Source organism: Chitinophaga pinensis DSM 2588 (genome assembly GCF_000024005.1).
Lineage (GTDB): Bacteria > Bacteroidota > Bacteroidia > Chitinophagales > Chitinophagaceae > Chitinophaga > Chitinophaga pinensis.
Map to the genome: position 1 here is coordinate 4,046,359 of NC_013132.1, position 14,882 is coordinate 4,061,240.

The 14,882-nt window shown below is 46.6% G+C and carries 11 protein-coding genes; 9 read left to right on the forward strand and 2 right to left on the reverse strand.

The features are described 5' to 3' along the window. Positions 1 to 84: 84 nt before the first annotated feature. From CPIN_RS16320 to CPIN_RS36720, 7 genes are all read left to right on the forward strand, one after another. Positions 85 to 657 (forward strand): RNA polymerase sigma-70 factor, encoded by a 573-nt coding sequence (locus tag CPIN_RS16320; protein ID WP_012790929.1) that lies wholly within the window; start codon positions 85 to 87, stop codon positions 655 to 657. A 62-nt stretch (positions 658 to 719) separates the two neighbouring features. Next, on the forward strand, positions 720 to 1,874 hold the full coding sequence (locus tag CPIN_RS16325) for a FecR family protein (RefSeq protein ID WP_012790930.1): 1,155 nt from the start codon (positions 720 to 722) through the stop codon (positions 1,872 to 1,874). Between the two features lie 116 nt (positions 1,875 to 1,990). Further along, positions 1,991 to 5,377: a SusC/RagA family TonB-linked outer membrane protein gene (locus CPIN_RS16330; RefSeq protein ID WP_012790931.1), complete on the forward strand. Its 3,387-nt coding sequence runs from the start codon at positions 1,991 to 1,993 to the stop codon at positions 5,375 to 5,377. 10 nt (positions 5,378 to 5,387) lie between these two features. Beyond that, a complete protein-coding gene (locus tag CPIN_RS16335; RefSeq protein ID WP_012790932.1) occupies positions 5,388 to 6,839 on the forward strand; it encodes a RagB/SusD family nutrient uptake outer membrane protein in 1,452 nt (483 codons plus the stop codon). Between the two features lie 22 nt (positions 6,840 to 6,861). Further along, positions 6,862 to 7,614: a DUF4843 domain-containing protein gene (locus CPIN_RS16340; RefSeq protein ID WP_012790933.1), complete on the forward strand. Its 753-nt coding sequence runs from the start codon at positions 6,862 to 6,864 to the stop codon at positions 7,612 to 7,614. A 47-nt stretch (positions 7,615 to 7,661) separates the two neighbouring features. Further along, entirely contained in the window at positions 7,662 to 9,155 is a 1,494-nt protein-coding gene (locus tag CPIN_RS16345) for a PKD-like family lipoprotein (RefSeq protein WP_012790934.1), read from the forward strand. A gap of 12 nt (positions 9,156 to 9,167) precedes the next feature. After that, on the forward strand, positions 9,168 to 10,529 hold the full coding sequence (locus CPIN_RS36720) for a TlpA family protein disulfide reductase (protein WP_012790935.1): 1,362 nt from the start codon (positions 9,168 to 9,170) through the stop codon (positions 10,527 to 10,529). Positions 10,530 to 10,685: 156 nt separating this feature from the next. On the opposite strand, the gene CPIN_RS16355 is transcribed toward CPIN_RS36720, so the two are convergent. Beyond that, positions 10,686 to 11,954 carry a flavin monoamine oxidase family protein gene (locus tag CPIN_RS16355; RefSeq protein ID WP_012790936.1) on the reverse strand — a complete coding sequence of 423 codons (1,269 nt, stop codon included), beginning with the start codon at positions 11,952 to 11,954 and terminating at the stop codon, positions 10,686 to 10,688. A gap of 41 nt (positions 11,955 to 11,995) precedes the next feature. Next, positions 11,996 to 12,463, reverse strand: coding sequence for a hypothetical protein (locus tag CPIN_RS16360; protein WP_012790937.1), 468 nt, complete (start codon positions 12,461 to 12,463; stop codon positions 11,996 to 11,998). Between the two features lie 232 nt (positions 12,464 to 12,695). Between CPIN_RS16360 and CPIN_RS16365 the strand changes: the two genes are divergently transcribed. Further along, positions 12,696 to 13,253 carry a hypothetical protein gene (locus CPIN_RS16365; protein ID WP_012790938.1) on the forward strand — a complete coding sequence of 186 codons (558 nt, stop codon included), beginning with the start codon at positions 12,696 to 12,698 and terminating at the stop codon, positions 13,251 to 13,253. A gap of 211 nt (positions 13,254 to 13,464) precedes the next feature. Further along, a complete protein-coding gene (locus CPIN_RS16370; RefSeq protein WP_063715249.1) occupies positions 13,465 to 14,874 on the forward strand; it encodes an arylsulfatase in 1,410 nt (469 codons plus the stop codon). The last annotated feature ends 8 nt before the right edge of the window (positions 14,875 to 14,882 follow it).

Consider the following 14,882-nt stretch of genomic DNA (forward strand, 5'->3'; position numbering starts at 1 on the left):
GCAAGGCCAATTCTTAATTTTTAATTCTTAATTCATAATTCTTATTTTGTGCCTCCGCTTACAAAAAGATGATACGAACTATTGATGCATGAGCAGTGGACAGACAGACAACGGTATGAACAATTGTTCAGGGACCATTATCAACCATTATGCCTTTTTGCTTATAGCTACCTGAAAGATATGGAAGCTGCAAAAGATGTAGTGCAGGACTTCTTTTTCCGTTGCTGGGGTAAACGAGATACCCTGCCCACACCAGATAGTTTCGAGAAATATGCCTTCCGTGCCATCCGTAATGGCGTCATCAACTACCAGAACAGCGCCGCCACCCGCACGAAACACAATGTACAATCCGCAGCCCCTGATACCTATGATCCGCAGCGGGAAGAAGCTATTCTGCAGAAAGAGGATCAGCTAAAAGCGGCATTGCTGCTGGCCGTGCAACGTTTACCGGAACAGCGCCGTAGGATATTTCTCCTCAGCAATGGAGATGGTTATAAGTACAGCGAAATTGCCGAAAAACTTAATATTTCCCTGAATACCGTGAAGACCCAGCTTCGTAAAGCCTATGAGACGCTCAGACAGGAGCGTGAAAGGCTGGAAAAGCTGCTTATCTACCTGGTAATCTTCAAGATGCTCTATACAGCGCTATTTTTTTAAAAAAAAGTTGCGTAGGCCAGTCACCCTTTTTTAAACCTCACTTGTCATTATAGTAGTAGCCCATGGACAACAGTAAAAAGAATATCGACAACGATAAACTGCTCCATTACCTGGAAAATGGTCAAACGCAGGACGATTCTGATCTGAATGAATCAGAACAGGCATTGCTGCGTCAATACCAGGCCATAAAAGAGGAGATGGATCTGAAGGAATGGGCGAAGGCGGATGTGGAGGAAGGCTGGGCAGCGCTTGGGCAGCGCCTGCAACAGCAGGATATTGACTGGAATGTACCAAAGAAAATCAGGGTTCGTCCGATATGGGGGTATGCAGCTGCAGCTGCTGTATTGTTACTGGCAGGAGCGTCCTGGTACTATTTCTGGTCTGCTGGTCAGCATCCATCTCAACTAGCCGCCGGATCAACCGAAAAATCATCCCCTTCCGCTATTACCTTACTTACTGCTGAAGGAGACGAAGTACAGCTCGACACCTTGAAACGTTTAAATGGCGCAACAGCTGTAAATGGTGAGGAACTGATATACGAAAAGGGACAGGAAACGAACGATCATATTTCCTATAATACCCTGATAGTGCCCAGAGGATACACTTATCACCTGGTACTGTCAGACGGTACGAAGGTATGGCTGAACGCTGACACCCGTCTCCGCTATCCATCAAGGTTCCCACAGGATGCACGCCTCGTGAGCGTAGAAGGAGAGGCTTATTTTGAAGTGACGACAGATGCAGCACGGCCATTTACTGTGCAGAGCAATCATGCCTCCATCAAAGTTTTAGGGACAGCTTTTAATATCAATACGTACGAAAATAATATCGCAGCTACACTGGTACAGGGAAAAATAGTAGTGCATCATAAGGGGGACAGTACTTACCTCAGTCCGGGAGAGCAACTGCTCAGCAAGGCGCCATACGACAACGCGAAGGTCCGTAATGTAGATACGGATATATATACGGCCTGGAAAGATGGAGAACTGGTGTTTGTTGAAACGACGCTGGAAGATATCTGCCGCCGGCTTGAGAGGATATATAATTACAGGATCATACTACCTGAGGGCGAAATAAGGAACCGTAAGATCGAAGCAAATCTGCCACAATACAAAGAAATCAGCACCATAACAGAATTACTTGAGAAAATGACAGACGTTCATTTTAATGTCAACCAAAAAGAGAGAACAATAACAGGTTATGCAGTAAACAAGTAGCACAATCACACAAAAAAAGACGGGTCCTGGTTGCAACAAGACCCGCCCTAAGTAAAACCTGTTCCTTGTCGGAGACAAGGAGTGGGGGTTCTATTACCTAAATCTCATTAAAAGTAATGAAAAAAAAGTATTGTTATGGAAGCCATTTAAGGCGGGGGGCGGTATGGTTACTGCTCGCAGCTGCTCCTGCCGGGCTTTTTTCTTCACTATCCCTCATGCCCGTCGGTGTCTATGCGCAAACACCGGCTACACCCGGCATCACCCTTGACGTAAAGAATATTACCGTACCTGCATTACTGAATGAAATTAGAAAACAGGCCGGACTACGTTTTATCTACGACCAGGAAGAGCTGAAAAAGCTGCCTCCTGTTACCATGCGTGTGAAAAACGCTACCCTCGATGAAGTAATGCGCAAAGCATTAGGCAACGCCCGCCTTTCCTGGAATATGGAAAACGGGGTACTCGTTATCAAAAGAGGTACGCCGGCGTCCACTCCAACAAACATCAACACGGTTACCGAACAGGCGTCTCAACTGGTGACCGTACGCGGTAACATTACAGACGACAACAGGCAGGCGCTGGGTAAGGCTACCATACTGGACCTCAAAAGCCATATAGGGGCTTTTACCGATGAAAGCGGCAACTTCGAAATAACAACCTCTCCGGACGCCATTCTGCAGGTTTCTTATATCGGTATGGAGCCACAAATGGTGGCCCTCAAAGGACGTACATCGCTCAAGATCTCCCTGGTATCGAGGAACAACGCAAAAGAAGTCGTTGTAACCGGTATCGTTAATCGTAAGAAGGAAAGCTTTACAGGCGCTTCCGCGACTTATACCGGCGGACAATTAAAAACCGTAGGTAACCAGAACGTATTGCAAAGTCTGAAAACACTGGACCCTTCTTTCGTCATCGTCGAAAACAATATGGTAGGCGCTAACCCGAACGCAATGCCTAATATTGAAATACGTGGTAAAAGCAGTCTTATCTCCGTTCAGACGCAATCCAACGCAAACGCCAACCAGCCATTATTTATATTAGATGGTTTCGAAACCACCCTGCAGGTTATCAATGACCTGGATATGAACCGTGTGGCCGCTATCACCGTATTGAAAGATGCGGCGTCCACCGCACTGTATGGCGCACGTGCGGCCAACGGGGTTGTGGTGATCGAAACACTGAAGCCCAAGCCAGGCGCTATGCGCGTAAGTTATAACTATGACTTTCGCATGGAAGCGCCTGACCTGACCAGCTATAATATGATGAACGCCACAGAGAAGCTTGAATATGAAAAGCTGGCAGGCAGATATACGATCAACAAGAGTATGGCGCCGCTGTATGAATCACAGATCCTGCTGGATGACCTGTATGCCAGGCGCCTTACCAATGTAAAACGTGGCATCAATACCTATTGGCTTAATGAACCAGTACGTACCGGTATCACCAACGGACATGCCCTGTATGCAGAAGGTGGAGATAACCAGATGCGCTATGGTGTAGGTGTGAACTACAAGGACCTCAATGGTGTAATGAAAGGCTCCGGCCGTAACACCTGGGGCGCCAACGTAGATCTCCAGTACCGTAAAGGCAAATTGAACATCAGCAATAAACTCTATTTGAATGGATACCGTGCAGACCAATCTCCATATGGTTCTTTTTCAGAGTGGGTGAAGGTATTGCCTTACTTTGAAAAGAGAAATCCAGACGGGTCGGTTGATCCATATCTTGATATATACAGGACTTCCAACAACCAGATCGATACCGCCGGAAACCCATTGTATAATGCAACGCTCAATAGTTACGATTATACAAAGTCACAGGCCATCTCAGAGAATCTGCAGATGATCTATGATATCAACAGCGACCTGCGCATCACCGGTGGTATCAACATCACCACTGATAACGCCACAACAAAGACTTTCCTGTCTCCGATGAATACGACCTTTATCGGTAAAACCGCAGAAAACAGAGGTACGTATGACTACGATGAACAAAGACAATTCGGATACAATGCTAACCTGATGGTCTCCTTCGGAAAACTGATCCGAGACAAACACCAGGTCAACCTGAACGCACGTGGCGAGATCAGGAATGAGGAGAGCATTCGCGAGGCTTTTACGGCTTCAGGCTTCCCTGTTGGTGCGCCGGGTAATCCTTCCTTTGCCTACGGTTATGAGCCCGATGGTATACCTGTATATGCCAGGTCAGTCAGGCGTAGCGTAGCTGGTCTGGCGACAGCCAGTTATATGTTCGACCGCCGCTTCCTGCTGGATGGATCCTTCCGTATGGATGGTTCGACTTCCTTTGGTACGAATAATAAATACTCGCCTTTCTGGTCAGCTGGTGTCGGTTATAACCTGCACAATGATGCTTTGCTCCGTGATGTGAAATGGATCACATTGCTGAAGCTCCGTGCGAATATTGGTCTGACGGGTAACCAGAATTTCCAGGGACTTTCCTCTGAATCCGTTTACGGCATCAATTCAGCCAATAACCAGTTCGGACAGGGGTATACTATCAAAAACATTGGTAATCCCGACCTGAAATGGCAGAATTCCATGTCAACGGATATCGGTGCGGATATGTCGTTCCTGAAAGACCGTATCACATTGACGGTGGACTACTATAAAAAGAACACCGATCCGTTGATCGCATTAGTGACGACACCCTCTTCCACCGGTATCAGTGCATACCCTTTTAACATCGGTTATCAGCATACCCGTGGTGTGGAATGGAACCTGAAGGCATCACCCATCCGCAATCTGCAGAGAAACCTCTATCTGACGCTGGGGATGACCGGCCGTTACCAGAAAAGTACCTACGGTGGTTTCCTGACCATGATGGAGAAACAGAATGATCTGGCACAGGATAATAATTCACTCCAGCGCTTCAGAGATGGAAGCAGTCCGGATGCTATCTGGGCGGTACGTTCTGCCGGTATAGATCCTGGTACAGGAAGGGAAGTATTTGTCAAAAAAGATGGCACCAAATCATTCGACTATGAGGCCAGAGATGAGGTCGTAGTTGGTAATGCACAGCCTACAATGGAAGGCATCTTTAGTGCGAACCTTCGCTGGAGCGCATTCACCTTTGGTATGAACATCCGCTATACTTATGGTGGCGACGTCTTTAACCAGGCGCTGTATGACCGTGTAGAGAATATCTCCGTCAGAAAAGTAGCAGAAGAGAACCTGGATAAACGTGCCCTGTATGAGCGCTGGAAGCAACCGGGAGATGTATCCCGTTTTAAGGCGATCAATGATTTCACGGCAGTGAAAATGACTTCCCGTTATGTACAGCGTAATAACTACCTGGCAGGAGAATCCATCAATGTCAGCTATGAATTGCTGAACAAAGCATGGATGCGTCAGGCCGGATTGTCTACGCTTCGTTTCTCAGGTTATACAAATGATGTGTTCCGCCTGGCGACTATCAAAAGCGAACGTGGAACGGACTATCCTTTCTCGAATTCCTACTCATTGAGTGTAAGGGCCACTTTCTAAAAGTAAGATTATGAAAAGATCATTCAGGATCGCTGCTATTATAACTTTATTATCTGCAGGATTATTCTCCTGCAAAAAATACCTGGACGTAAAACCGGAAGATCAGTTCGTGGAAAGTGCTGTTTACAGTACAGAACAGGGCTTCATCAACCATCTCAACGGTCTCTACCAGGATTTGGGATCAGCCAGCCTATACGGTGGTAATCTCACGCTCACCTTTATAAGCGTACTGGGACAGGAATATAATGTTTCCGGAACGAGCGGGCATGACTGGTATCAGCACGCTAATTATACATATACCAATTCTCTGACAGAACCAGCGATAGATGCTGTATGGACCAATGGATATAAGGTGATCATGTCCAGTAATAATCTGCTGGAGAACATGGACAAATATCCGGGTGTACTGCGTCCTGGCAGGGATTCTATCATCAGGGGAGAGGCTTATGCAATAAGAGCTCTTGTGCATTTTGACCTGCTACGATTGTATGGACCGGTATATCTGACGGATTCCACCAGTAAGAGCGTGCCTTATGTCACCCATGCTGATATTAATGTTCGTCCGCTATTGCCGGCTAATAATCTGATCGATAGCGTACTGGCTGACCTGGATCGGGCGGAAAGCTGTTTACGTAATGATCCTGTGATCAGTGCCGGTCCGCGCCGTATTCCCGGACAGCAGCAGGTGGACTTCTTTTTACAACAGCGTAACGGCCGCCTGAACTACTTCGCCGTAAAAGCCCTGAAGGCAAGAATACAGCTCTATCGTGTGAATAAACCTGCGGCACTGGCGGAAGCAAAAGCAGTGATAGAAGGCGCCGGGAAATGGTTCCCGTGGACAAACCTGAAGCTGGTGACCGGTAATGGCGGTTTCCCTGACAGAACCTTCTCGACGGAACATCTCTTTGATATTTATTGTCCGAGACTGTATGTGACTTATACGGGTAGTTTTTCGCCCAGTACGACAGACGCAAAGATCCTGGCCGCTCACCCTACAAGGCTGACGACGACCTACGAATCACTGGAAGGCGATTACCGCTATAATCCAAGCTGGATCATTCCTACAGGTGGTAACAAGACCTTCCGTTGCTTCTTCAAATTTGCAGACCTGGATAATAAAGATAGCTCGGAACTGTTCCGCTACAGGATGCCTTTGCTGCGTATCAGTGAGATGTATTACATCGCGGCAGAAAGCGAAACTGATCCTACGGCGGCGCTGGCTTATCTCAATACGGTCAGGTATAACCGCGGACTGGCAGATCTGCCATCAACAGCAGCTATAGAGACGGAACTCAGGAAAGAATATCAGAAAGAGTTTTATGGCGAAGGACAGGTATTTTTCTATTACAAAAGAAAAGCACAGGCAACTGTTCCCAGAGGTGGCGCTACCAGCGGCAACTTTACCATGTCGGCAAAAACATATGTAGTGCCGCTGCCGAAAAGTGAATCTGATTATCGTTAATCTCCTTACAACTGATCACAGTATGAAAGCATTCTATATCGCCGCGGTGTTGCTACTTGCAATGACTGCCTGCAAAAAGGAAACAATAGATTTTTATAGTGGTACTTCCACCCTGTATTTCGATAATTCTATCAATTACGGTAATACGAGAAATACCCAGCGTATCGATACACTGCTGTTCACCTTTTCCCTGGCAGATGCCAATCTGAAAGATAGCATCCTGCAGGTGAGAGTAGACCTGTTGGGACGGCAGACTAATCAGGACAGGAACTTCATTGTAAAGGTGACTGATAGCCTGAGCTCTGCAGTAGCGGGTGTACATTATGAGCCTTTGGCGGAATCCTTTGTCATGCCGGCCAACAAATCCTGGATGTATATTCCCGTACATATTCACCGTACGAAGGAGATGTCAGAACGCCAGTTTCTGCTGCATTTTCGCTTAATGCCCAATCAGGATTTTGATACGACACTGACACAGCCCCAGACGAAAGACTCTCTCGTGTCCACTGGTTCAATTACCTTGTATATCGGAGACCTGATCCCCAAGCCCACCCGCTGGCTGGATATTTATCTGGGAGAATTTTCCCGTAAAAAGATCCTGCTGATATGCGAACAACTGGATATGACCATCAATGATTTTACTACCATATCCGTTGCAGAAGCGGTATATATGGGTAAGGCCATGCAACGCTACCTTAACCAGCAGCGCGCAGCCGGAAATATCATTTATGAAGAAGATGGCAGAGAAATGATCATGGGAGAAGCTTCCCAGTGATCTGTGTGCAGACCGCAAACGATTGATCATCCTTTTATCAACTAAACATGAAGAAATTATTCTTATATATTCTTACCGCATTTGCTTTGAGCAGCTGCTATAAGGACAAGGGCAATTACGATTACACCGATGTCAATGTGGTGAACATCTCTGGCGTGGACAGTCTGTATACAGTTGACTATGGCAGTGTATTTACCCTGAAGCCTGACCTGTCTTTTACCCTGGATGCTACAAAGGACACTGGCAACTACACTTATCTGTGGGTGGCTTCCATTACAAATACCGGTAATACGGTCGATAACGATACCTTGTCCTACGGCCATGATCTCGATGCACGTATTACCTTACCGTCTGGTCAGTACACCGTGATATACCGGGTGACTGATAAGAAAACAGGTATCAGCTATTCCAAAAGATTCCTGATGGCAGTGGTGACCAGTGTATATGAAGGATGGGTATTGCTGTCGGAAGTCAATGCGAACAGCCGACTGGATATGCTATCTAAAGGCGTGAACGGGTACAAACCTATATACGACGTCTTAGGCAGTATCGGCGCTGGTCTTACATTGACAGGGAAGCCGGTGGACGTAAAGTTTGTCCGTACCACTTCTGCTATTACAGGACACGCGGTATATGTCAGTACAACTGATGGCACCAGCCGTCTGGATGGTGAAACATTCAAGTTGAAGTCTCCTTTGCAGACAGATGTATTCAGTACCTTACCTGCAGGCTTCTATGCGGACAGGTTAACCCAGCGCACGTCCGGTACCATGTACCTGCATGGAAGTGATAATAACATGTACTACTATATGTATACGTTCAACATCTATTTTGGCTTACCGGTGAATGTGATGTATGGAAAATCCGTTCCTTTCAAAGTTTCAAAATATATAGGGTATGTTGACAATTCAGCCGGGTCCACAGAGGTACATGTTTTATACAATGAAGATGAAAAACGCTTCGTGAGGCATATATACAGTTTGCCGGCCAACTGCACCGATATGCCTGCAGGTACGCGCTTTAGTTTCACCACTGGTAAAGACCTCCGCTTTATGGAAACCAGCCGTTTCAATAGCGGGGACACTTATGCGATACTTGATTCTATACACCAGAAATATTACCTGGCAAGATTCAATGTGGCTGCAACCATCGCCCAGACTTATTATGAGGAGCTACTGGCGACGGACTTTGCAAAGGCAGAGAATATTGCGATACACCCTGACCTGGGCTATGTGTTTTATAATGTAGGCGGAAAATTGTACGAGTATGATATCAGCACAAAAGCTACAAAACTGATGATAGACTATGGTCAGAAATCAGTGTCTTTCCTGAAATGCGATGGCTTCATGGGTACTTCAACCGTAGCAGCGAAAGCTTACTATAACAAATTACAGGTGGGTGTATATGACCCGGCCCTGCCTGCAGAAAGCGCCGGTAGCTTTGAACTCTATATGGTACCGCCTGTGAATGGTAACCTGGTATTGAGTGAATCTTACACCGGCTTTGGTAAAATCAAAACAGTCACTTACAGAGAACGTTAAACCTGCTCACATATGAAAAAAATGATCCTCCTGCTGGCAGCGCTGGCAGGTATGAAGGCAACCTATGCCGCACCCTCGCCAGCTATGATCAGCGGTAATTGTGCCCTGAAAACAGCCAATGGCATGAAACTGTATAATGTGAAAGAAGGCCGGCTGGTGGAATTCGCCAGTACGACCCTTGATACGGCACATAACTTCGCGTTTGCTATCCCTGTACCTACCGCCGGTTACTACTACCTCGCGATGTCAGTTGACGGAAAGGCGAGCAGAAACAATATCCGGGTGTATCTGCAGGCCGGCGAGCAGGTGACGCTGGATATTCAGGATGACCAGGGGCATTACAGCGTTTTAAAAGGTGGCGAAGAGAATAAGCTGCTTTACACCTGGCAACAGCTGATCGGACCACTGAAAAGTAAGACCAGTCTGAACGACACAACTACTTACCGTGCCTTTTTCCCGGCAGTAGATGCTATTCAGCCTGCAGTAGCGACGTTTAAAAAATCCATTCATACAAAGAATGGTGTGTTCAATCGCCTGCTGACGATGACTGTTGACGCGGACATGGAATCAACCGCAATGGGTATATTGGTGATGCCGCGTTCTATGCATCCTGACAGGAAGCACATGCCTGCTTATTACAACACTATTCTCCAGCCTAAACACTATTGCTCTGCCGCTATCCTGGAACTGGGAGAAGGCGCTGACCTGGTACAGCGTTATGCGATGCTGGCGGCATCAAGATTGGATAGTATCACCCTGGCCAACCGGGTGGAATTGTCTTTGTCTGTGCTTTGCAATGATACATTGAAAGGGGTGTGGTTAATGAATGATTTCAGGTCTTACAGATCCCTGGAGAAGTTTGATGCAGTGTTTGCGCCTTATAAGCAATACCTGCTGACTGACAATATGCAGAAGGCACTGTTTGAGACGCGTAAAGCCCTCAGCACTTTCAAAAAAGGGACGACAGGCTACAACTTCTCCTTCCCGGGTATTAACGGTGATACAGTGAGTCTGGCGAGCCTGAAAGGAAAAGTAGTATTGGTTGATATGTGGGCTACCTGGTGTGGTCCCTGCAAAAAGGAGATTCCTTTCATGCAGGAACTGGAGGCAGCAATGTATGGTAAAAATGTAGCTTTTGTCAGCATCTCGACGGACAAGGCAGAAGATAAAGAGAAATGGAAAGCATTTGTGAAAGAGAAGAAAATGGGTGGTATCCAGCTCTTTGCCGGTGGCTGGTCTGACATGCAGAAGTTCTATGATGTAAACGGTATTCCCCGTTTCATGGTGTTTGACAAACAGGGCAATATTGTCTCTGTTGATGCGCCAAGACCTTCCATGCCGGAGCTGAAGCCACTACTGGAAAGTTTGCTCTAATGAGTAATTAGTTATAAAAAATGGAATGAATAACAAGGGCGTCACTTCTGCGACGCCCTTTTCAATTAGGAATTAAAAATTAAGAATTAAGAATTGCAATGCAGCGGAGATCTTCGCGTTCTTAATTCTTAATTCTTAATTCTTAATTCTTAATTCTTAATTCTTAATTCCCTGTAAGATCCTTTCTGCAACCCCCTTACCTGTGCTGAGCGCTGCTTCTACTGTACCCGGACTGGCGCCCTTATACAGGGCTTCTCCGGCAAAGTAGAGGGTGCTTTCCACCGGTGTATTCAATAATACCTGTGCCGCCGCTGTGGCCGGTGTACTGTAGCTGTAAGCACCCGTTACATGCGGATCATTCGCCCAGTTGGAGATATGGCTGTCTGTCAGCAATGCTTTCAGTGTATCTGCGTCTTCATTACAAAGAATGGCCAGCGATTGTAGCGCCATTTCCAGCAATTCGTCGTCTGTTTTGTGGAGATGCGGAAAAGCGGGTGGTCCGCCCAGCCAGCCGGTAAGCACATTGGCTTTATCCGGCAGTTGCGTCCACCAGGTAGGAATGGGCGCCTTTCCCAGTACAAAGCCCACTTGTGGTGCCTGTTTTTCCCAGAAGGGTTCCTTAAATTCCAGGACTGTTTTGATCACCGTACCCCAGCCAATATTGTTGGCTGCTGCCATCTGATCGGGGAGGGCAGGAGAGAAGTGGATATGGCCTTGTTGCAGGATGCCTAAGGGAACAGCGATGATCACTTTGTGGGCAGTATAGGTGGCGCCTGCCTCCGTGGTGACGGTTACCTTACCAGCTGACCACTCAATATGGCGTACTACTGCACTGGTAACAATACGGGCCTGTTGACGGAGGCAAACGTCTTCCAGGTAACGGACCATGGCGGTATAACCCTGGTCGATCCTGAAGTTATTCTCACTTTCGTTTGTCCATTCACTGTAAAGGGCTTTTACGCTCACCCTGGTCATATCGGCGAGGTCGTAACCCTGTACGAAGGACTTCACGCTTTCGTGCAGACTGACATACTGTTCCACGGGATATTGTTCATCCAGGAACGCCTGCATGGTCGTATCTGTCGGGATGCTGCTCATTTTTTCCAGCAGTCCGTCCCAATCCTCGATCATTTCGTAACGGGCATCCCATTTACCGTCCCGCACCTGGAACATTTTTCCGTAAATGTGATAGTAGGAGAGTCCTGCTTCTTTCAGCAGACCGAGTGTGATGGGTAACTCACCGTGTACGAATTCAGCGCCGGTTTCGGCGGATTTGACACCATCCCGGTAAACGGTCTGTATCCTTCCTCCGATCATATCCCGGGCTTCCAGCACGGTAACGCTATGATGTGCAGATAATTCCCTGGCTGCAAGGAGGCCGGCGGCGCCAGCCCCTATAATGATAATTTCTTCTGATGTGCGCATAACCTGTCTGTTCAGTAATAGCAAGTTATGTCATTTGACGCTTATCTCTTCAATACTTTCTCTACTTCATAGAGCCGCCTTCTGAGTTCAGTCAGCTCTTCTTCCAGCAGGTCTACCTTTTCACTCAGCAGATATTGATGATAATCAGGTATAATTGAGAGCTCCCTTAACTTAGGAAACAAGTCGTTTTTGAAGAAGGAAAGGCTGGTTTCTTCTCCGCGGAATTCATGGGCTGTTTTCGTAAGGTGGTTGTACAGGCAGTAACGGAGGCCTTCTGAATTGAAGGTCCAGGGACTGATATACAGGAGTTCCCAGTTGGCGATTCTGAGCATTTCCAGTTCCCCTTTTGCATTCACGAACTGATAAATGGTGGATTCAACGTAACCATTGGGTTTTAAGGTATCCGTTGTCATGAGAATATACGCGTACTCCGAAAAAGCAGAAATCGATTCAAGATTGTGTAGCGGACTATAACTTCCATCCCTGAATATTGCATAGTATCTGACCATAATTTGCTATCTGTTTGAAATATTCTACCACATAATCTGGCACAGGTAGTGACAATAATGACAATAAGAGTTAAGTTGAAAATAATATATTAAAAGGTAAAAACCTGTATTAAATATAGAAAATCTGCAAAAAAGCATATTGTAGAATAGTATGGACGGCACGGTCCTTGTCCGAAATATGCTGATTTTAAATAAAATGATTTTACTTTAGCGGATTAATAAACACCAATTTATGAAGTACATTTCTTTACTGATTGTTGCAGGAGCCGTGTTTTTCAGCGCCTGTAAGAATGGTAATAACGCCCCAAAGACGTCAAAGGAACTGCTGGAACAAGCCCAGCAGAATATGAACAGCGGCGCAGGTAAGTTTTCAATTGATGCCCCTGCGGGATGGAGAAAAACAGATACCACGCTGAATGGTATCAAACTGACTTTCCTGTTTGCGCCGACTGAAACAGACGGTTTCCGTTCCAATATCAACATTGTAAGTGAGAATGTCGGTAAGCTTAGTTTCGAGGATTATCATAAAGCAACCATGGCTACCATGGGGAAATATATGAGCAATTTCAAGGTGCTGGACAGTGGTGATAAAGAAATCAACGGACTGGCAGGTAAATGGTTCAAATACAGTTCCGACCAGACTGGCGGCGCTGACGTTGTCGCCCGCAACTATACAGTGGTGAAAAATGGCATCGCCTATATCATCACCGGTGTAGCAAAAGTAAAAGACGAAGCAAGCGTGGCGCCTGTGATCGAAAGCACAGTAGCTACATTTAAAGTGACTGAATAATTCCAGCAAGCGATTATAGGCAAAAGGCGTCCCGTTATAACAGGACGCCTTTTGCTATTGAAGATCATTCCACCTGTACCAGCCCAAGATCCTGATGCCTGATACTCATTTACCCCATTACTTTCTTTTATTTTCAATTAGTCTATTAATTTAGTAGAGTTGTGTATATTGGCCTTCGCTAACAAATTATTTACGTCGATCAATCAATACTATGGACCGGAAGAAAATGCTGCGCGTCATGCTTACAGGATGCGCGTTACTGACTACTATCCTGACCCAGGGACAGACCCATAAACCCAATATTATCTTCATTCTGGCTGACGATCTGGGATATGGTAATATCAGCGCTTATAACAGCAAAAGCCCTGTTAAAACGCCTAATATTGACAGACTGGGGCAGGAGGGAATTCAATTCAAGAACTTCTATTCCGGTAATACCGTTTGTGCGCCTTCCCGTTGTGCCCTGCTCACCGGAAAGCATATGGGACATGCCTATATCAGGGGGAATACACGCCTTCCCTTACGTGCGGAGGACAGTACCCTGGCGCAGCTGCTGCAAGGGAACGGTTACCGTACCGGTATGTTTGGCAAATGGGGATTGGGAGAATCCGGTACGACAGGCTCCCCGGAGATCAAAGGTTTTGATACCTTCTTTGGTTATCTGAATCAGCAACATGCACATAACTACTATACAGACTATCTCTTTGAAGTAAAGGAAGGACAGATCAGCCGTGTACCCAGGGACACGAATGTCTATTCCCAGGATGAGATCCTGCAACATGCGCTGTCTTTCATCAATGACAATAAAGACAAGCCTTTTTTCCTTTTCCTGCCATTTACCCTGCCACATGCAGAACTTGCGCCGCCAGCTACTGATATGCAAGCCTTCCTCAATGCCGATGGCAGCAGTAAGTTAGGTCCGGAAACGCCTTATGAGCGTAAGAACGGGACCTATCGCAGTCAGGAAAATCCACATGCAGCATTCGCAGCGATGGTCACGAAACTGGACAGGAACGTAGGGGAGATCAGCGCACTGATAAAACAACTTGGTCTTGACGACAATACTTATATCTTCTTTACAAGCGATAACGGTCCGCATAGAGAAGGTGGTGCAGACCCCATTTATTTTGACAGTAATGGCCCCCTAAAAGGCATTAAACGCGATCTCTATGAAGGAGGTATCAGAGTACCCCTGCTCGTGAGAGCGCCGGGTAAAGTGTCCGCAGGACAGGTTAGCACCATTCCATGGGCGTTCTGGGATGTATTGCCCACTTTGAGTGATATTACGCATTCCCCTGTTTTATCCGGAATAGATGGCTTATCTTACACAAAAGCGCTGAACGGAACGAAACCCGCAAGGCAGCATGATCACTTCTATTGGCAGTTTAATGAAGGCGGATTACAGGAAGCATTGCTGAAAGACGACTGGAAACTGATCCGCTTTAAAAAACGTGGCACACCCGAACGTTTTGAACTGTACCATCTATCCGAAGACATAGGAGAAGAACATGACCTGGCCACAAAATACCCACAGAAAGTGAAAGCGCTCTCCGGACTGATGCTGCAATCCAAAATGCCGGCGGAGAACCCTGAGTTTGACTGGTCGGCTACCGAACAATAAATGACGTT